Source organism: Pseudoalteromonas sp. Of7M-16, from assembly GCF_022347805.1.
In the GTDB taxonomy this organism is placed as follows: Bacteria; Pseudomonadota; Gammaproteobacteria; order Enterobacterales; family Alteromonadaceae; genus Pseudoalteromonas; species Pseudoalteromonas luteoviolacea_F.
The window spans coordinates 85,648-104,895 of sequence record NZ_JAKRFY010000027.1 but is presented as its reverse complement, the minus strand read 5'-3'; the positions used below and the strand labels follow the sequence as shown (position 1 = coordinate 104,895).

Below are 19,248 nucleotides of genomic sequence, written 5' to 3'. Positions count from 1 at the left end.
CATAGCATATGCTGTATATAAGATAACTTATGGGATGGACATATGCTATTAGCATCATTTTTCAAGGACGATGACTTTTTATAGCCCCAAACTGTCGGGCTTTTCAAAACCATTGAATAGCTCTGTGACATCTACTTCAGCGTTCAGTCTTGCTGCAATTAAATATAACCCAGCCAATTTACGATGAATAAATAAAGCATCCACAGGGGGGGTGTGCCACTGACCTTCGCGCGCGCTTAATGCCATGCCCTTGTCTCGGATCCGCTGGGCAATATCGCTGTTTGCAAAATCATAAGGTTGTTCGGCACGCAATGGTTCAGTGGCCATAAAAAACAAATCCAACACAATATCCCGATAGTCGTGTTCAATCTGTTCACCAAAATAACCTATTGACTGCACGGCTTTAGTCATCATTTCTCTGTCATGCTCTAAACCAGCTTTGAGCAACAGCCAATACCCTAAGGCCAATTCATGACGGATGCTGCGAGAAGCGCCAAAATCGAGTAGTACTATTTGCTCCTGTGCTTCATCATACAAATAATTCGCTAAATTGGGGTCACTTTGGATTACGCCCAGTTCAAACATTTCAATAAAGAATAATTGTATTAAGTCACTGGCAATTTTGTTACGCACTGCTGGTAAAGCGTGTACCTGTGAGTCTAGTGACCGACCAGCTACAAACTCCATCGCCAATATATGCTCTGTTGAATGCTGTGGGAAATACTCTGGCACCTTAAATTGTGAATAGGATTGTAAACCCGTTTTAAACGCCTGTAGGCGACGACCTTCGGTTAAATAGTCAGTCTCGACCAGTAATTGTTGCTTTGCTTCAGCCATCAACGGCTCAATAGCTACCTGCTTGGGCATAAGACCAGATATTTTTATCAGCATGGCTACGTTGTCAACATCACTATCAATGCTATTTGCAACACCCGGATATTGGATTTTTAACGCCAGCTTTTGACCAGATTCAGTGGTTGCTTCGTGGACCTGACCAATCGATGCCCGTGCGAAGCTTCTTAGTTCAAAGTGACTGAACTTATCAAGCCAATGAGGACCCCAATTAAGCTTGAGTAAGCCAATGAGCTGTTTGTGTGGCATAGGTTGTGCGTCTGCTCTGAGCTTTTCTAATAACAACGCCAGCTCTTTTGGCAAAAGATCCCCGGAGTCCATAGACAGTAATTGCCCTAGCTTCATCGCAGCGCCTCTCAAATGAGCCAACTTATCAGCCACAGCGTGGATATTTTTTGGCTGTAACAGCAGCTCCTTTTTAGTTACGGTTTGGCCACTGAGCACTTGTCGAGCACCAGACATTACGACATTGGATGCCACTTTCCCTGCCAGCCCGCCTAAGTGAGCTAACCTAGATATTCGAGAAGAAGGGACCTTTTTACTTTTATCTGTCATATTTCTATACCAATCAATCCTATGTCTACGTGCGCACAATACAGGTACTGTACTCCCTGCGTTTTGGATCAATACATTGATCTCTAGATAAAAAGAGCCGCGTTGAGAGCACCTCGAGTATATCAAAATCAACGTACTCTCCCTACTAGATATGTAGACACTTTAATTACTTTTCGTGTGCGCTATACTTTGATTAGTTTTGTTTTCTTAAGCCTTTGCTCATCAATGAAGTATTTGCTAGCCGCATTTTTTTTAGTTTTAACTAGGCCCGTTTACGCTGAGACATATCACTTTGTGTCGATCAACTACTTAATAGAGCAAGAGGTTGGCCGTATTGTTCTGACCGAAGTTTACAAGCAATTGAATATCAAAATAACCATCACGCCGCTTCCGGGAAAACGCGCTCAATTCAGAGCCAAAACAGGGTTATCCAATGGGGAGATCATGCGAATATTTAGCTATGGCATAGAAACTCCGACAACAATTCGTGTGCCTACCCCATATTACTACTTAGAAACAGCTGCATTTGTTCGTAAAGATAGCAAAATAGACATCAAAACAGCAAAAGACTTACAAAAACACCATATTGTCAAAGTTAGAGGTGTCAAGCATACCAACAACATCACTCAAGGTATGAAGCATGTAGAAGATATGGATACCACCGCTCAAATACTTAAGCTGGTTTCCAAAGGTTTAGCCGATGTCGCGCTCACGAATCGAATGGATGGCTTAATACACCTAGAAAAACTGGGCATTGATAATGTGATCTCTAGCCAGAACCTCGCGGTACTAGACTTGTTTCACTATATTCATGAGTCTCAGCAACACCTTGTTCCTTTGGTAAACAACAAGCTAATTGAAATGAAGAAGTCAGGAGAATTAGCAGCGCTCATCGCCCAAGCTGAACAGCAAGTCATGCTGCACAACCAGAGCTTAGACCCACAGTAAATCATTGCAATTACAGTGCAATTCAGCATTTATTCTTTTTTACAGAATGTTCTCTTCGTTTTTTGTCACTTTTATTCGGGTAGGTAGCAACATAAAGTAGCTTCAATGGCGTACATAAGCGAGGCAACTATGAAGATTTTAAATGTAACAAGAGCACACTCAACGCAAGACGGTGCAGGCGTCAAAATTCAGCGTATCGCTGGCTTCGACGGTAAAAGCCTAGATCCGTTTTTGATGATCGACGAACTCAAATCAAACAATTCGCAAGACTATATAGGCGGCTTTCCTGCTCATCCACACAGGGGAATTGAAACTTTTACGTACATCCGCAAAGGCGGATTTGAGCACCAAGACCAAATGGGTAACAAAAAAGCAATTCGCGCAGGCCAAGTCCAGTGGATGAGCACAGGTCGAGGCGTCATTCATTCAGAAATGCCTTTGGCCGATGCACAACACGGTATGCACGGCTTTCAAATCTGGTTAAACATGGCCGCAAAAGACAAGATGAATACACCCAAATATCAAGACTCAAGTGACCGTGTATTGCCTTTTATCATCAACGAAAGCGGTGCACAGCTCACCGCACTTGCTGGCAATTGGACTGAATCACAGCAGTCAATTTCTTCTGGCTTAGATGAGTTAGCTGGCACAGGCGCAATTAGCGATATCTGGCTAAAGGCACACAGTGCTGTGCACCTCGATTTGTCCCATTACGGAAAGGTGCTGGCCTACATTCATACAGGCGCTTTAAAAGATAGTCGCCATCAAGCTGGCTACTTGCTTAACTTAGACCCCCAAGCGCCTATACATATCGAAAGCCAAGACCAAGCAGCGGGACTGTTATTATTGGCAGGCCAACCTATTAACGAGCGTATTGCACACATGGGTCCATTTGTAATGAATACTCAAGAAGAACTTAAACAAGCCGTTAGGGATTATCAAGCAGGTAAATTTGGCTCCATCTAAGCGGCTTGAACTGTTTGCAACTGTAAACCTCATTAGCAGTTACAAATCCTGCTTTTTCAGACGTTTACTCATTATTGAAAGCGGCGTATACTCGCGCCGCATAATATCAAAGGGAATGTAGTACGGTGAAAAAAACGGTTTTAGCACTTTTAACAACAATTGCGGTCAGTGTTCATGCGTCGGAACAACCAATCAGCTTATTGCATGATAAAGCGCGCAATAGGGCAGTTCCCATTGAGATAAAGCGGCCTAAAACAGCCAGTAGTTGCCATGTAAAAAAACCATGCCCCGTGGCATTTATCAGTGCAGGCTACGGTGTTCCTCACCAAGAATACCAATTTTTAAGTGAAACCTTAGTTAATCTAGGCTACCTAACCGTAGCAATAAGGCATGAGTTGAAAACCGATCCGCCGCTGTCCGTATCAGGGAACTTGTTCCAAACACGTCAGGAAAACTGGCTTCGTGGCGCAAAAACAATTGAGTTTGTCCGTACTAAATTAGCGTCTAGCTACCCACAGTATGACTTCGACAATTTATTGCTCGTCGGTCACTCCAATGGAGGAGACCTATCTGCATTATTAATAAACCACGGCAAAGACTATATTTCTGGCTTAGTAACGTTGGATCACAGGCGCGTACCGCTTCCTCGTAACATAAACGTTCCCGTCTTATCTATTCGAGCGAGCGATTTCCCAGCTGATGAGGGTGTCTTATACACAAATAGCGAACTTAAAACATATCCTGGCTGTGTGATAAAAATTCCTGAATCTAGGCACAATGATATGACAGATAATGGTCCTGTATGGTTGAAACAAAAAATCCAAAGCTTGTTCAGTCGCTATTTAAAAGGGCAATCTTGTAGCACCTTAAAGCAACAGGTAAGCAACTAATCGACGTGCAGTGAATGCAGGCAGAGTAGCCACTCCTGTTACTTTAAAAAACAAGTAATTTAGCTCAATTCTATAGCAGCAAAGTGTCTTCAATGGGTATAAATCGGGATGCTGCATTCATTAAACTAGCAGCTGTAAGTGATGGGACACCGTACACATGAGCCTCAGCTTGATATTTGTCTCGCACCGTATTGAGTAAAATATCGAAGTCGCCATCACCTGATACCAACACCACAATATCTGACTTCTCGGCAGCCTCCAGTACATCTATCGTAATTCCAACATCCCAGTCACCTTTTGCCGAGCCATCGGCACGCTGAATAAAAGGTTTTAATTTCACCTCAAATCCAATCGCCCTGAGAATATTCTGAAACTGACGTTGTTTCTCATCACCTCTATCAATCGCGTAAGCATAGGCATTTACCACTAGGCGGTTATTCGTCACTTCAGCCCAAAAGCGATTGTAATCAAAGTTACGTTTATAGGCACTTCTTGTGGTGTAGTAGATATTCTGTACATCCACAAAGATACTCACTGTTTGCATTCTAGGCTCTCAATACGAATCGAAGATTATAAAAAAGATAAGTCTAACATCAATCAAAATGATAGACACAGCGTAAAGCAACTATAGTTAATATGACTACAAAAATGAAAAGGAATGCATTATGAATACAGAGTTGAAAGATAAAGTTGTCGTAATAACGGGTGGCGCAAAAAATATGGGACAGGCTTTTGCCTTAAACCTTGCTAAGCAAGGCTGTGATATCGTTATTCACTATCACAGTGACCACTCTTTTGTTGAAGCAGAAAAAACAGCACAGAAAATCACAGCAATGGGGCAAAGAGCACTCGTGATACAGGGTGACCTCGCTCAGCAATCCCATGTTATAAACCTTTTCACACAGACAAAAGAAGCATATGGAAAGGTCGACATTGTTATTAATAATGCGGGCCAAATCTCTAAGAAAGCCTTTATCGACTATACCGAAGACGACTTTAATCGGTTATTTAACATAAATTGCAAAGGGGCTTTTTTCGTCATGCAACAAGCTGCCAAATTCCTCGAAGACAATGGCAGAGTGATTAATATCGGAACCTCTCTCTTAGATGCGTTTACAGGTAATTATGCACTGTATGCAGGCTCAAAAGCACCGTTAGAACAATTTACTAAAGCACTCGCCAAAGAAGTTGGTGCCAGGGGGATCACGGTGAACATGATTTGCCCAGGTCCCATCGATACTGATTTTTTTCACCAGCAAGAAGACCCTGACTCTGTTGCCTTTCTAAATACCGCCAGTGTTGCAGGCCGATTGGGAAAAGTAGAGGACATCGTTCCTGTTGTGGAATTCCTTGCCTCTGCAAAGTCACAGTGGACAACTGGACAAACACTGTTGGTCAACGGCGGTTTTGTTGCGCGTTAGAATGCTGAAAATGAATTGAGATAGCAGGGCAAGTCTCTTGCTTGCCTTGATTAAGCATAAACACAACTAGCTTTTTACAACTCTAATACATTTTGAATAAATGGCCACTTTTCACGCGTGTACGCCTCTCTATCATCGCGGTTTTTTTGCGCCAATGACAGCTTCAATTGCGCATATTGATCGGCAAGTTCTTGATTACCTCGCAACCTATCTCGAAATTTTATTCTTTCAAACCAAAGTGCATTACGATAAGGGGTTAAATGAACATGGTGAGTGCGAAACGTCGGTGATGGAGTGCAAAACCAGTGCATTTGTTCGGGTTTGTAGGGGTAATAACAATAGCCATGGCGGCATAAAGCCTCGATTGCGCCACGAGATCCATTCAGGCTTTTTACGCCTACCATAATATCAATTATAGGTTTGGCTATCATGTCTGATATTGCTGTGCTGCCGACGTGTTCAATAGAGCCAAAAAGCCATGGCGCCAAAGCCGAATGTAACCTCTTACGCTCCAATTCAAACTTGTCTGGCCAAGTTGGGTCATAGTCAAACAGCTCTATTTTCATGTAAATTTCCCATACCTATATACTATCAGACGCCTCCACCGACCATATTTCTAGTCCTAACAACATATTCATCTTATCTTTCTCGGCATGGCTATTTTGTCACGTAGCCATGGTATCGTCTCCATTGAGTTGTTTCAGTAGTCTCACATTACGCATTCCAATATACAGTTCGCTAGGATGAGCACATGAAAATAACACTTCAGCCCGCTACCGAGTCAGATAAGCCATACTTATTGTCATTAAGAAAACAAACAATGACAGAGCACCTAGAACGACAAGGCATCTTCTTGTGCCATGAAGCCCATATCAGCCGCTTAGAAGAACACTTACAAGGTTCAAAGATCGTATTTATTAACAGAGATAAAGTCGGATGCTTAAAATACCGCGCGAACGATGAACGCCTCGAAATTATGCAGTTGCAAATTGCTCCCCAACATCAAAATCGAGGGTTTGGTACCGCCATCTTGCAATGCCTCCTCGCCCAATATGCTCACACACCAGCATATTTAACCGTTCTTAAAGGCAATCCTGCTGTTCGGCTCTATCAGCAACTAGGGTTTAGTATCTACTTTGAAGATGAATTTGAATACGAAATGGTGTTGTATGGGGGTTAATTGTCAACCCCCTTTACAACGGCTACTTTGCTACTATTTGATAATGGGACTGCACCAATTGCCCCAACAGTACCGACGTTGCCAATAAACTTATTTTACAATTGAGTGGCTGCTCTGGTAGCCACTTTAGTCCCTTTCCAAGAACCACTGGTACTGTTATAACAATCAACTCATCAATTAGCCCTTGGCTCAAGAAATTCTGTACCAGCTTGCCACCATCGATATACAGCCTATTATGGCCCAACTGATGCAGCTGATTAATAACCTCACGCTCACTCGCACATACAAGATAGGCTTTGCCTTTACTTTGCAGGGGCAACTCCTTTAAAGACTTGCTGAGCACAAACACAGGCTTATCATAAGGCCATTGACCATATTTCATTACCTGATCAAATGTATTTCGCCCCATCACAATCGCATCTATATCCGCCATAAACGCGCCAAACCCAAGATCACTGTGGTCTGGGTTGTCTATTTTGGATAACCAATCTATATTGCCCTGCTGATCGGCAATAAAGCCATCGAGGCTTTGTGCCAAATATACTGTATTCTTTTTGCTCATTACTGTAACCGCTTGCCTTAGCCAATGACTAAGTATCGGCTAAAAATACAGATTTATTAGCAACTTTGGTAAAATTTTTAGTACCCAACGAGATCGCACCCGTTACAACTCAGCCCATAGATAATCCATCTGATGAGCTGTCTTTCGCGCGACGTCAAAGCCAAACCTTTTTTTCACCATATCGAGGCTCATATCAATGCCCGATGCAACACCTGCTGAGCTAGTAAAATTTTGATCTGTGACGAATCTTTTATCGTTAATCACTAATAAATGTGGATACTGTTTGCTTAGCTCATCTACCCGTTCCCAATGTGTGGTGACCGTTTTCCCTTCGATCAATCCGGCTTTTGCAAACAAAAACACGCCACTGCAAATTGAAGCGCAGTGTCGCGTGTGGGTCGCGGTTTCCGCTAACCAATCCAATACTGCTTGGTTGTTAATGACGCGATCCAGCTTTCCACCGGCGACAATTAATAAATCAAACCTTGGATGACCATGAATACAAAAATGTGGGTTTATTGACAAGTCTCCGCGCGCTCTAATGGGCGAATTACTCGGAGCTATCAAACTAACGTTAATAGGGCGATTTGCAATACGTGAGGCGGTGCTAAAAACCTCGAGTGGACCACAAAAATCCAACGCTTCAACACCGTTATATATAAAGATACCAATTTCCATGATTTCATCACGGGTTTACAGTATGTGTCATTTAAAGTGGCTCAATTTTAGCCAACAATCAAGAGAAAGTTTTATGAACACATTTAAAATTCACAGTCCCCTATAATGAAAAAATAAATAATTTCACCAAACTTTCGACGAAATGTGATTTTAAAGCGATAAACTTAGCTCACAAAATCGATTTCACATTTTGCAATACTTTAACTATCAATCCCATTTGCACTTTATATTGATTACAGTACTATGTTCCCGTTATAGCAAGCTTGTATCTCCATAAGAATAAGATATAGGGACCAATCTTTGGTCAATATTGCAACTCAAATACTCACAATTATCAATCCAAGCAAACTGAGAACACTATGAAATTAAAAATGTCATTTTTGAGCGCAGCAGTGTGTTTAGCGCTAGCAGGGTGCACAGCGACACCAAGCTCACAAGACTCAGCCCAAGTTGAACAAGTTAAAAAACAATACAACAATCATTTGCTGAAAGAGTACACAGGCCCATATCAAGGTGTTCCTCAGTTTGGCGAAATGAAACTCGAAGACTTAGTACCTGCTGCTGAAATCGCACTGGCTGAAAACCTAGCTGAGCTTGAAGCCATTGTGAACACCTCAGATGCCCCAACCTTTGAAAATACCATTGCTGCACTTGAGCGCTCTGGTAGTGCCACAAATCGCCTATACGCTTATTTTGTCACGTACATTACTAATCTGTCTTCCCCTGAAGTACGCGAGCAACAAGCGATTGTGATGGCTAAGTTGTCTGAGTTTGAATCTACGCGCAACCAAAATAAAGCACTGTTTCAGCGTGTAAAAGCGGTTTATGAAGGCGCAGAATATAAAACATTAACACCTGAACAGCAGCGTGTTACTTGGACTCAGTACAATAGCTTTGCACGCCATGGTGCAACATTGGAAGGGCAGGCAGCTGAACGCTATGCAGAAATTAACCTTGAGCTATCAAAGTTATACACTAAGTTTGGTAACAATGTCCTTGCCGATGAAGAAGGTTACACAACTTTCCTAACAAAGGACCAACTATCAGGTTTACCACAAGCATTTATTGATTCGGCAGCGAGTGCCGCTGAGAAAAAAGGTCAGCCGGGTAAGTTTGCGATCACCAACACTCGCTCTTCTATGGATCCGTTTTTAACCTACTCAACAGAGCGTGAATTGCGTAAAGCTGTTTGGCAAAATTACTATAGTCGCGGCAATAACGCTGGTGAACACAATAACAAGGCCGTTATTTCAGAGATCTTAAAGCTACGCCGTGAACGTGTTGAGCTACTTGGTTTTGAAGACTATGCTCAGTGGCGACTAGAAGATCGAATGGCGAAAAACCCTAAAAATGCCATTGCTCTGATGGACAAGGTATGGCCAGCTGCGATTGCACGCGTAAAAGAAGAAGTTGCGGACATGCAAGCAATTGCGGATAAAGAAGGCGCAAACATCAAGATTGAGCCTTGGGATTACCGTTTCTATGCTGAAAAAGTACGTAAAGCCAAGTACAACTTAGATTCAAACGAGATTAAACAGTATCTGCAGCTAGACAAGCTAACAGATGCGATGTTTTATGTTGCGGGACGCTTATTCAACTATGAGTTCTCACCTATCCAAGACGGGTCAGTACCTGTGTACCACCCAGATGTCAAAGTATGGGAAGTAACTGACAAAACCACTGGCAAGCACATTGGTTTGTGGTATCTAGACCCATTTGCTCGTCAAGGCAAGCGCTCTGGCGCATGGGCGGTTTCATTCCGTAACCACACGTCTATCGATGGCAAGACAAATGTCTTGAGCACTAACAACTCAAACTTCGTAAAAGGCCCAGAAGGGCAGGCGACGTTAGTTTCTTGGAGCGATGCAGAAACCTATTTCCATGAATTTGGCCACTCGCTGCACGCACTGTCTTCAAATGTAAAATACCCTAGTTCAAACTCTGGTGTACGTGACTACACAGAGTTTCAATCTCAGTTGTTAGAACGTTGGTTATCAACCGAAGAAGTTATCAATAAGTTCTTATTACACAATGAAACAGGCAAACCAATGCCACAATCTTTGGTTAAAAAGATCAAAGAGTCTTCGACGTTTAATCAAGGTTTTGCAACGACTGAATACCTTGCATCTGCCATTATGGACATGAAATTCCATACCACAGATCCAGATAAGATCGGTGACCCAGTTGCATTTGAAAAAGCACAACTCGAAGCGATCGGTATGCCAAGCGAAATTGTTATGCGACACAGAACAACGCACTTTAGCCATGTTTTCTCTGGCGAGGGTTATGCGACCGCTTACTATGGTTACCTATGGGCTGAAGTACTGACTTCTGACGCAGCTGAGGCCTTTGCCAATGCACCAGGTGGTTTCTACGACAAAGATGTTGCAAAACGCTTAGTTGACTACCTTTTTGCGGTTAGAAATGCGATGGACCCAGCAGAAGCCTATCGTAAATTCCGTGGCCGCGATGCCGATGTGAGCGCACTGATGCGTGACCGTGGTTTTCCTGAAACCAAATAAGGCCAGGTTCTAAATAATAAAAAGGGCGTGAAATTACACGCCCTTTTTATTGCTATCCAACTTAACTCGCTGACATACTTGTCAACCTATTCACATAGTTGGCCATGCTCATCTAGCACTTTAATTCGCTTAAGCTGCTGTATAAGAGTTGCCATATTGAATGGCTTTATGACAAATCCATCGACTTTCTTTAGCAATATTTCCTGTACCCGCTCTTTACTATTTTCGCAGGTTACCATTAGCACAGGCACTTTTGCCAATTGAGGCGTGTCTCTAATTGTATTTAATAACGTTAATCCGTCGACATGTGGCATATTAAGGTCTGAGACAACCAGTTGATATCTACGTTTACCCAGCAACGTTAGTGCTTGTTTTCCATCGATTGCTTCGTCAATATCATCAAAGCCAAGCTTTCTCAGCATATTAATCATCACATGACGCATGGACGTCATGTCATCAACCACCAAAATTCTCATCTTATATCCTTATCAGCACGCTTGGATTAAGTGTCGAACTTCAAAATTAGACAATTTTTAGCCTCTTGTCTAACCCCTTTACAGCAACACCTAAACCCAGTGTGATAATCAATGCTTTTACTCGAGCAGGACGCATCAACTATGATAAAATTTAACGATACAACTCATCACTCTAGGGGAAGGAAAATGCGCTGTGAAGAGACAGATCTCATTGAAGTAGCATGCATGAAACACTTTATGCTCAAGGTGGCCACACTGAATAAAGTGTACCAGGGTGTGGCGAAAGACATCGTGTACAATAGTCAACGAGCACAATGTCTGCTTGTAGAGCAAGACGGACAAGAGGTTCTTATTGAGATGGACTCAATATTAAAGCTCACAGCCTTAACCCAAAACCCTTTTTTTAAATCGATTAACTTTAAAACCGACAGTTAATCGGGCTGTAGAGACAAAGACATGAATACACTAAGCGGGTTGTCCCTGTATAAACCAAATCGCTCACATCTTTCAAATCCTAGGGATTCATACAACTTAATTGATTCTTCCTGTTTCACCCCAGTTTCCAGGCGGATCAAGGGGATTTGGGCATCGCCTGCATAGTGCAAGAGGATCTGCATAATACGTTTTGATAAGCCTTTACCACGGAAGCTTGGTTTAACATACAAGCGTTTTATTTCACCATATAAAGTTTTATCAAACTGTTTGACAATGGCACCACATGCCACAATCTCTGATTCATTTTTCAACCCCACCGCTCGAACATTAGGCTGGTTTAACTCCACAAGTGCCAGCGATTGATCACTCGCGATTGGGTAGAGGGTATTCATTAAGCGATCTATTTCTGCAAATAAATCTTGTACGTTAGGATCATCAGACGTTAGCTCTACTAGCTGCATAGGGTCCCTTTTACATTGTTATTTTGTCGCTCGCAAATTTTGCGAATACACCATTATTGGCTGTATACATAGTTATCACAACAAGTCATGAGTCGATCTCTGTGGTATTCAGCCTAGATAAAATTGAAGGCCGTCGCTCATGTAAACAATTCAGTGTAATCTAATTTGACGCAAGTATAACGGAAAATAGTTTAAATGTTATTAAAATGCGATTTATCGCAGTAAATGGGTACAAAACAACTCAAAAAGTTCAAAAAGTCGTCTTAATCAGAGAGGTAGGTTTTGGCTGTTGTTAGCCAATTGAATAGGCTGCATTGCTCTGGCATATTTTAACCCAGCTTGCACAAAGGCATTTCTATCCTGCTCACTGTGGTAATGATAAGCCCACAACCTGTTACGCTGCGAGTGAGAGTACTCTCGTATTAAATCTTCTATCCCACTATGACTGGGATTACCTTTTACAGCACAATCATGCAATATGACTTCGCCGTCAGAACTGACATGCGTTAATAACTCTGGAATAGGACGCGTGTCCCCTGAATAGAATACAATGCTAGGTACATGCAGTGCAAAAGCAGAGTTTGGCGCGTGATGGCGAACAGGATAGGTCCACAGCTTAACACCCAGATGCCAAAAAGATTCGGATACAGGGTGTAAAATAAAGGTATGCCATACATCAACTTTAGTCTCTGCTAATTTTGTATATCTCAGCATCGCACATAACTGTTGCACCAAAAATACCGGCACATACAGTCTGACTTGGTGCCCTGATAGGGCAGCCTTAAAATATAGTTGCTCTAAACCACCAATATGATCGTAATGTAAATGGGTGATAAAAACAGCACTTGGCAAGCTATCTGGAAATACCTGTTCATATCGGCTCAACGTATCGTGACCACAGTCGATTAACAGCCAAGGTACTGAGCGACATAGCAACACGCAAGCTGAATTGCCTAGCTCAACAGAGCTGGCATCACCCACACCTAAAAATAATGCAGCATCTGGAAAACTCTGTGTATCAAAGGGCTGGGCTAGGGCCGGGGATACGGGCATTTCTTGAAACATTATCAAGCTCTTCTGTCAGCAGTTCTGATCCAAAGTTACTTACACATATTGACAATGTCATGACATCAAACTGGCGAATTTATTATATTAAAAACTAAAAAGTGGTCAAAATTACAATTACGATATTCTCTTTAAAATAAAACCCTTTAAAAATCATAACTTTAAAAAAATTGAATTTATGGCCCTATCTTTGCTCTCAATACTGAACAAATTACAATTAGAAGACTCATCAGATGAAAAGAATCATTACTCCTATCATAGCCGGTTTACTACTAAGTGGTTGTGTTGTGCATGTTAATGGCAATGCACAAGACGATTTAGTACAACAAACACAAACACTTTCAATTCCTGCTCAAGGATTAAGCCGCCTTGCAATTGATAACAATGCTGGAAATATTGTGGTTAAGGGTGTTAAAAGCGCGACAGCTATTTCATTAACAGCCAATGTTTTCACAACATCTGACAGAACCTACACGTTATCTTTAGATAAACAGGGTGATGCTGCAAAACTGATTGCCAAACATGACACTGAAGTAAGAGTGTTTTGGTATGCACAGCACAGCCCAAAAATTGATATCGAAGTCACTGTACCCGAGCATTTACTCGTCGATGTACAAGATGACTCAGGCCATATCTCGATTTCGAATGTTGAAGCAGTGGCAATCGATGATAACTCTGGCCACATTGAATTAGCCAAAATCCGAGGCCAAATTGAGATTGATGATGACTCAGGCAGTATTTCAATTTCGAACGCGCTTGGTAATATCCGTATTGAAGATCAATCAGGCGATATTGCCATTGATTCAGGCAAATCCGTAGAAATTGAGGATGACTCAGGCGATATCACTCTTCACAATATTCTTGGTGCCATCCAACTAAAAGACGGCTCAGGTAAAATCGAAATAAGTGGTGGCAAGTCTGTAGAGATCGAAGATAATTCAGGTGATATCACGCTTAGTAATGTTGTGGGCACCATTACGGTAACCGATGGCTCAGGTGAAATTGAGATCGACGGTGGGCTATCCGTTGAACTACATGATGACTCTGGTGATATTCGAGTAGCCAATATTGAAGGCGATGTAAACATCGTTGATGGGTCGGGTGATATTTCAGTAGCCCGAACGCAAGGCCAAGTTGTAATTGAAGATGACTCTGGCGATATCGAAGTGCGCGACGCTCAGCAATTGAATATTAAAGAAGATGGCGCTGGTGAAGTAAAGATCTCCAATGTAAAGCACGTATACAATATCAATGGCAACGGCTGATCCTGCTATCAGCCTAGGCAACTACGCTTGCTGTATGCTCTTAATAAGGAGCATACAGCTAACTGAAAATATAAAAAATTCTTACGTCGAAGTGATAGTCCAATAAATTGATATGAGTGCTTATGCAAAAGGCGACATTTGCATGCAAAAAATGCATATCAATTAGGCGTTGTTAATAATAATTACCTATACCCCCACTCTTCAAGTTCTCATAATATAGCTCTTTTGCTTTTTAATCCTATGGGATCGCGGTGTTTAAGCTTCTTATATCTACGTGTTTACTATCACTTTCATTTGCCAGTTTTGATACACATTCATCGAATAGCTTTGAGCAATATCAGTCTCAAGCTGAAGCCAAAGGCAAAGGCAAAAAAGATAGACACGCATTGCTTGAACAATCGTATACATTACTTGCGGACCCAAGCTTAACAGCGCAGCAGCGCACCTATGTACTGCATCGCAGTGCACTTCACTTTGTCAGAACCAATCAATTTACAAAAGCGGCAACCCGCCTCGAAGAGTTTTCAGCTCACTTGGCGCAATTCCCCAATACCGTTTTTCTTGGTAAATACCATTGGGTAGCAGGAGATTTGGCCATCCTGATAGGAAATAGTAAGGACGCTAAGTACCACTTTGAACAAGCAATATCCCTGTTTTCCCAGACCAAAGATGTGCGCATGCAAAGCCATGCTCACCGTATGCTCGCCAATGTTTTATCTGAGCAACGAGATTATTTCCAAGCTCTATCTCACGTGTTTCAGGCAAAAGATACGGCCAACCGCATTAATAACGTACATTTATTTAGTGCAGCGCTAAGCACAGAAGCCCGTATATATCGTGATTTTAATCAATTCGACAAAGCTCTTGATGTACTAAATCAACAACTCGAGTTTCAAACGGGACAACCTGATGTCAGCTTGACACATATTTCATCAACGTATTACAGCCTCGCTCGTATCTACGAAAAGCTATTTGATCACCCAGCTGCGATAGACGCACTAAATAAGGCCTATGATATTGATACCAAGCTTGGTGACAAAAACTATATGGGTGTCGCAAAGCTGCACATAGCAGAGCAATACATTGCCCTTAAGGATCTGGCTGCTGCCCGCACAGCTATCAATGAAGCAAGCGCGCTTTTCGAACAGGTTGAAAATGCCAAAAACATAGCGAAAACAGATGCCATAAAGGGACAAATTGCGCTTGCCAATAGCAACTATACCGAGGCAATAAAACTGATAACACAGTCACTTGCTCAGTTAAATGAGCAAGACAACGTGAGCTTATTCAAAAGATATCAAGTATACCTAGGTCAAGCATTGGCGCATGTTCGACCTAAAGAAGCTATTGAGTTGTTGCTAAAGCGACACAACACTACGAGTAATGAAGTTAACTTGCAAATACTGCAAAGCCTCGCTGTGGCGCACAAGCATTTGGGCGAGTTTGAACAGGCGTTATCTTATCAAGAGCGTGCTTTTACGATGAAAACACAAATTGACAAAATCGCCATTTCAACACGCTTAGAAGCGAAAAAGCTCAACAGTGAAATAGGTCTGAAGCGACTTGAGGTCAACGAGTTGCAAGCAGGGCTTGCCAAACAACAAGAGGATACAAAAACACGTACCGTGGTCCTTGCTGCCGCAATTATTGTATTGATTAACTTTTTGTTGCTGTTTTACCTGTACCATTTGAAACGTCGTCGAGTAATGGAAAAAGAAGCTGAGTTACTTAGTCAAAGTTTAAGCCTGAAACAACAGTTACTTGCAGATGTATCCCATGAACTGCGTACACCTTTAACCGTTTTAAAGTTAAACATTGAAGCACTGGAATACAACCTAACAGAAGACCCAAAAACCACTTACCAAGTATTGCAACGTAGGTTAGATATGCTCAATACGCTGATTGCAGATATTTACGAATTAGCCCAAGCAGATACCAATAACTTGCGCCTTGAGTTTGAAACTTGTCAAGCGCGGTCACTGTTCGATGACCTTGCTGTTGCCATAGCGCCTATTTTGGACAACTCAGATATCAATGTCTTGTATGTCAACCAGTTACCTGACTCCTTACACATTGAGTGTGACATTAGCCGATTAAATCAAGTCTTCAACAACCTAGCGAGAAATAGCGTACATTATACGGATCAACCTGGAGAGATTAAAATAAGCGTTTTCCAGCAGCAGCAAACAGTAGTTTGCCACTTCGAAGACAGTGCGCCAGGGGTGAGTACAGAAGCGCTTGGCAAATTGTTTGAGCGCTTGTATCGCTGCGACAAGTCTCGCAGTCGAGATCTGGGAGGTTCAGGCCTTGGTTTGTCCATCTGCGAAAAAATCATCGAATTACACCAAGGAAGTATTGAAGCCAAACACAGTGACTTGGGTGGCATCGTGATTCAATTTACTTTACCTATAAAGGCATAACACACTTACAAAAGCCACCAAACTATTTTTTATCCTCTATACACCCTGATTCCAGTATGACTTAGACCCACACAACGACGTTGACGGCTTGCCAACGTATAGCATGGCTAATCAATTTGTCATTTAACGTCTATATTTTGAATATGCTTTGATTTGACTGGCGCTAACCAATCACTTTTTTTGATTAGTCTGATTAATTCAATCAAATATACAAATAACCAATCCGACGACATAATAGCTCCATCAACTTTCGAGGAGAATATAAAATGCTAAATAACATTGAAGGCCAAAACATTCCAACTGTCACTTTTCCAGTTCGCGTAGGTGAAGAATTTCAACAAATTACATCAGATGAATTGTTCAAAGATAAGACAGTTATTGTCTTTTCACTACCTGGTGCGTTTACGCCTACATGCTCTTCAACACACTTGCCAAGATATAATGAACTGGCAAATGTTTTTAAACAAAATGGCGTAGACGACATTGTATGTATGTCAGTAAACGATACCTTTGTCATGAATGCTTGGGCAAAAGACCAAGAAGCAGACAATGTCACTCTTATTCCTGATGGTAATGGTGAGTTCACAGATGGTATGGGCATGCTAGTAGACAAAAGCGACCTTGGTTTCGGTAAGCGTAGTTGGAGATATTCAATGCTTGTTAAAGATGGCGTGATTGAAAAAATGTTCATCGAACCAGATTTACCAGGCGACCCATTTGAAGTATCTGATGCAGACACCATGCTTGAATATATCAACCCAGAACAGAAAAAGCCTGAACCAGTTTCGATTATCACAAAGCCAGGTTGTCCGTTCTGTGCCAAAGCAAAGGCACTACTCAGTGAAAAAGGTTTGGCGTACGAAGAGTTAGTGCTTGGCCAACAGGCGAGCTTAACCAGCTTAAAAGCCTTGTCCGGTCGTGAAACTGTGCCTCAAGTATTTATTGGTGGAGCACATATTGGCGGCTCAGATGATTTAACAACTTATTTTGAAAATAACTAATAGCCAGCACTGTAAAGGGGCATGACAGCCCCTGAATACTACTTTTCCAATCTTTAGTGAGGTAATAATGAAACAGCTTGAAACAGATGTCGTAGTGATTGGTGCAGGTACAGCTGGCCTTAGTGCTTATCGGAATGCTAAGCAATTTACACCCAATGTGCTGATGATTGAATCAGGCAAGTATGGGACAACTTGCGCACGTGTTGGTTGTATGCCAAGTAAACTGTTAATAGCTGCTGCTGAAGCTGCCCACCATATAGAGCAAGCCCCGCAGTTTGGCGTAATGAGCGAACCTGCCAAAATTGACGGTCAAGCCGTGATGGCGCGAGTACGCAGTGAAAGAGATAGATTTGTAGGCTTTGTTGTGGACGCAGTCGAAGAGTTACCCGCTGAAGATCGGATTATTGGACATGCCAAATTTTTGGACGATCAGCGTGTTCAAATTGACGACCACACAGTGATCACTGCAAAACGCTTTGTTGTTGCAACCGGCTCTCGACCTAATATCCCGAAACCATTTTTGGCTTTTGGAGACCGACTTATCATTAATGATGACGTTTTCGATTGGCAAGACTTACCTGAGTCCGTCGCAGTATTTGGACCCGGTGTTATAGGCTTAGAACTCGGTCAAGCACTTCATAGGCTGGGCGTAAAAGTTAAGCTATTTGGAGTTGGTGGAAATATAGGCCCACTTACAGATCCTGTGATCCGAGACTATGCAAACACAGTGTTTGCAGAGGAGTTTTATGTAGATACAGATGCAAAAGTCTCTGATATGAAAGTAGTCGATAATAAAGCGCAGCTAACTTATATTGATAAACAAGGCCAAGCACAAACTGAGCAATTTGATTATGTGCTTGCGGCAACGGGTAGGGTGCCCAATGTAGATTTACTAGGCCTTGAAAATACATCTTTGGAACTAGAAGACCATGGCGTGCCCCTTGCGGATCCGCATACAATGCAGTGTGGAAATAGCCATATATTTATCGCCGGTGATGCGAGCGATCAAATCCCGCTGCTACACGAAGCGGCCGACCAAGGTACGATTGCTGGTGTCAACGCAGGGCGTTACCCAGATATACGTAACGGTTTAAGACGCACACCGATTGCGGCTGTATTTAGTGATCCACAAATTGGGATGGTCGGAGACAACTATGCGCAACTTACGGCAAATTACGGCGAATGTGGATGTTACGAAATAGGTGAAGTAAGCTTTGAAAACCAAGGCCGAAGCCGCGTTATGTTGAAAAACAAAGGCCATATGCGTGTCTATGCAGAGCAGGGGACCGGTCTATTCTTAGGTGCCGAGTTTGTTGGACCTGCGGCAGAGCACATCGCACACCTACTGGCGTGGGCTATTCAGAACAAGATGACCGTACCACAGATGCTCGATATGCCATATTATCACCCAGTGATCGAAGAGGGAGTCCGAACAGCATTGCGTAACGTCAATGCCAAACTGAAATTTGGTCCTGACATAATTAAACACTGTTTAGAGTGTGGTCCAGGTGCTTAAATACATATAGTTGTGTGACAGCAGGGTGAGCGAAA

Annotated in this window: 19 protein-coding genes; 11 read left to right on the top strand and 8 right to left on the bottom strand. The window is 42.3% G+C overall.

Features of this window, described 5'->3' with window-relative positions; translation table 11 throughout:
• Positions 1–78 precede the first annotated feature (78 nt).
• Positions 79–1,407, bottom strand: a complete 1,329-nt coding sequence (locus tag MHN81_RS22390; protein ID WP_036976593.1) for an AarF/ABC1/UbiB kinase family protein — start codon at positions 1,405–1,407, stop codon at positions 79–81.
• A gap of 225 nt (positions 1,408–1,632) precedes the next feature.
• Between MHN81_RS22390 and MHN81_RS22385 the strand changes: the two genes are divergently transcribed.
• The 3 genes from MHN81_RS22385 to MHN81_RS22375 all read left to right on the top strand — a co-directional run bounded on the left by MHN81_RS22385 (position 1,633) and on the right by MHN81_RS22375 (position 4,211).
• A complete protein-coding gene (locus MHN81_RS22385) occupies positions 1,633–2,355 on the top strand; it encodes a transporter substrate-binding domain-containing protein (protein WP_023400056.1) in 723 nt (240 codons plus the stop codon).
• Positions 2,356–2,484: 129 nt separating this feature from the next.
• A complete protein-coding gene (locus MHN81_RS22380; RefSeq protein WP_023400057.1) occupies positions 2,485–3,321 on the top strand; it encodes a pirin family protein in 837 nt (278 codons plus the stop codon).
• A gap of 125 nt (positions 3,322–3,446) precedes the next feature.
• Positions 3,447–4,211 carry an alpha/beta hydrolase gene (locus tag MHN81_RS22375; RefSeq protein ID WP_239426758.1) on the top strand — a complete coding sequence of 255 codons (765 nt, stop codon included), beginning with the start codon at positions 3,447–3,449 and terminating at the stop codon, positions 4,209–4,211.
• Positions 4,212–4,281: 70 nt separating this feature from the next.
• Here MHN81_RS22375 and MHN81_RS22370 read toward each other — a convergent pair whose 3' ends face one another.
• Positions 4,282–4,755, bottom strand: a complete 474-nt coding sequence (locus MHN81_RS22370) for an NYN domain-containing protein (protein WP_023400059.1) — start codon at positions 4,753–4,755, stop codon at positions 4,282–4,284.
• A 121-nt stretch (positions 4,756–4,876) separates the two neighbouring features.
• Between MHN81_RS22370 and MHN81_RS22365 the strand changes: the two genes are divergently transcribed.
• Entirely contained in the window at positions 4,877–5,632 is a 756-nt protein-coding gene (locus tag MHN81_RS22365; protein ID WP_023400060.1) for an SDR family oxidoreductase, read from the top strand.
• Between the two features lie 74 nt (positions 5,633–5,706).
• On the opposite strand, the gene MHN81_RS22360 is transcribed toward MHN81_RS22365, so the two are convergent.
• Entirely contained in the window at positions 5,707–6,198 is a 492-nt protein-coding gene (locus MHN81_RS22360) for a GrpB family protein (protein ID WP_239426757.1), read from the bottom strand.
• A gap of 185 nt (positions 6,199–6,383) precedes the next feature.
• On the opposite strand from MHN81_RS22360, the gene MHN81_RS22355 reads away from it, so the two are divergent.
• The gene (locus MHN81_RS22355) at positions 6,384–6,812 is read left to right on the top strand and encodes a GNAT family N-acetyltransferase (protein ID WP_023400062.1); all 429 of its coding nucleotides are present in this window, start codon (positions 6,384–6,386) and stop codon (positions 6,810–6,812) included.
• 22 nt (positions 6,813–6,834) lie between these two features.
• On the opposite strand, the gene MHN81_RS22350 is transcribed toward MHN81_RS22355, so the two are convergent.
• Positions 6,835–7,374 (bottom strand): dihydrofolate reductase family protein, encoded by a 540-nt coding sequence (locus tag MHN81_RS22350; protein ID WP_023400063.1) that lies wholly within the window; start codon positions 7,372–7,374, stop codon positions 6,835–6,837.
• Between the two features lie 102 nt (positions 7,375–7,476).
• Positions 7,477–8,052, bottom strand: a complete 576-nt coding sequence (locus tag MHN81_RS22345; RefSeq protein WP_023400064.1) for a DJ-1/PfpI family protein — start codon at positions 8,050–8,052, stop codon at positions 7,477–7,479.
• 359 nt (positions 8,053–8,411) lie between these two features.
• On the opposite strand from MHN81_RS22345, the gene MHN81_RS22340 reads away from it, so the two are divergent.
• The gene (locus tag MHN81_RS22340; RefSeq protein ID WP_023400065.1) at positions 8,412–10,574 is read left to right on the top strand and encodes a M3 family metallopeptidase; all 2,163 of its coding nucleotides are present in this window, start codon (positions 8,412–8,414) and stop codon (positions 10,572–10,574) included.
• An 86-nt stretch (positions 10,575–10,660) separates the two neighbouring features.
• On the opposite strand, the gene MHN81_RS22335 is transcribed toward MHN81_RS22340, so the two are convergent.
• On the bottom strand, positions 10,661–11,050 hold the full coding sequence (locus MHN81_RS22335) for a response regulator (protein ID WP_023400066.1): 390 nt from the start codon (positions 11,048–11,050) through the stop codon (positions 10,661–10,663).
• A 186-nt stretch (positions 11,051–11,236) separates the two neighbouring features.
• Between MHN81_RS22335 and MHN81_RS22330 the strand changes: the two genes are divergently transcribed.
• Positions 11,237–11,485, top strand: coding sequence for a Rho-binding antiterminator (locus MHN81_RS22330; RefSeq protein WP_239426756.1), 249 nt, complete (start codon positions 11,237–11,239; stop codon positions 11,483–11,485).
• Here MHN81_RS22330 and MHN81_RS22325 read toward each other — a convergent pair.
• On the bottom strand, positions 11,482–11,946 hold the full coding sequence (locus MHN81_RS22325; protein ID WP_023400068.1) for a GNAT family N-acetyltransferase: 465 nt from the start codon (positions 11,944–11,946) through the stop codon (positions 11,482–11,484). The two genes, MHN81_RS22330 and MHN81_RS22325, sit on opposite strands and share 4 nt — an antisense overlap.
• A gap of 267 nt (positions 11,947–12,213) precedes the next feature.
• The gene (locus MHN81_RS22320) at positions 12,214–13,011 is read right to left on the bottom strand and encodes an MBL fold metallo-hydrolase (RefSeq protein ID WP_239426755.1); all 798 of its coding nucleotides are present in this window, start codon (positions 13,009–13,011) and stop codon (positions 12,214–12,216) included.
• 233 nt (positions 13,012–13,244) lie between these two features.
• Here MHN81_RS22320 and MHN81_RS22315 point away from each other — a divergent pair, with 233 nt between their 5' ends.
• The 4 genes from MHN81_RS22315 to MHN81_RS22300 all read left to right on the top strand — a co-directional run bounded on the left by MHN81_RS22315 (position 13,245) and on the right by MHN81_RS22300 (position 19,213).
• Positions 13,245–14,276 (top strand): DUF4097 domain-containing protein, encoded by a 1,032-nt coding sequence (locus MHN81_RS22315; RefSeq protein WP_239426754.1) that lies wholly within the window; start codon positions 13,245–13,247, stop codon positions 14,274–14,276.
• A 251-nt stretch (positions 14,277–14,527) separates the two neighbouring features.
• Positions 14,528–16,696, top strand: a complete 2,169-nt coding sequence (locus tag MHN81_RS22310; protein ID WP_239426753.1) for an ATP-binding protein — start codon at positions 14,528–14,530, stop codon at positions 16,694–16,696.
• A gap of 266 nt (positions 16,697–16,962) precedes the next feature.
• The gene (locus tag MHN81_RS22305; RefSeq protein WP_239426752.1) at positions 16,963–17,697 is read left to right on the top strand and encodes a glutathione peroxidase; all 735 of its coding nucleotides are present in this window, start codon (positions 16,963–16,965) and stop codon (positions 17,695–17,697) included.
• Positions 17,698–17,764: 67 nt separating this feature from the next.
• Entirely contained in the window at positions 17,765–19,213 is a 1,449-nt protein-coding gene (locus tag MHN81_RS22300) for a dihydrolipoyl dehydrogenase (RefSeq protein ID WP_239426751.1), read from the top strand.
• The last annotated feature ends 35 nt before the right edge of the window (positions 19,214–19,248 follow it).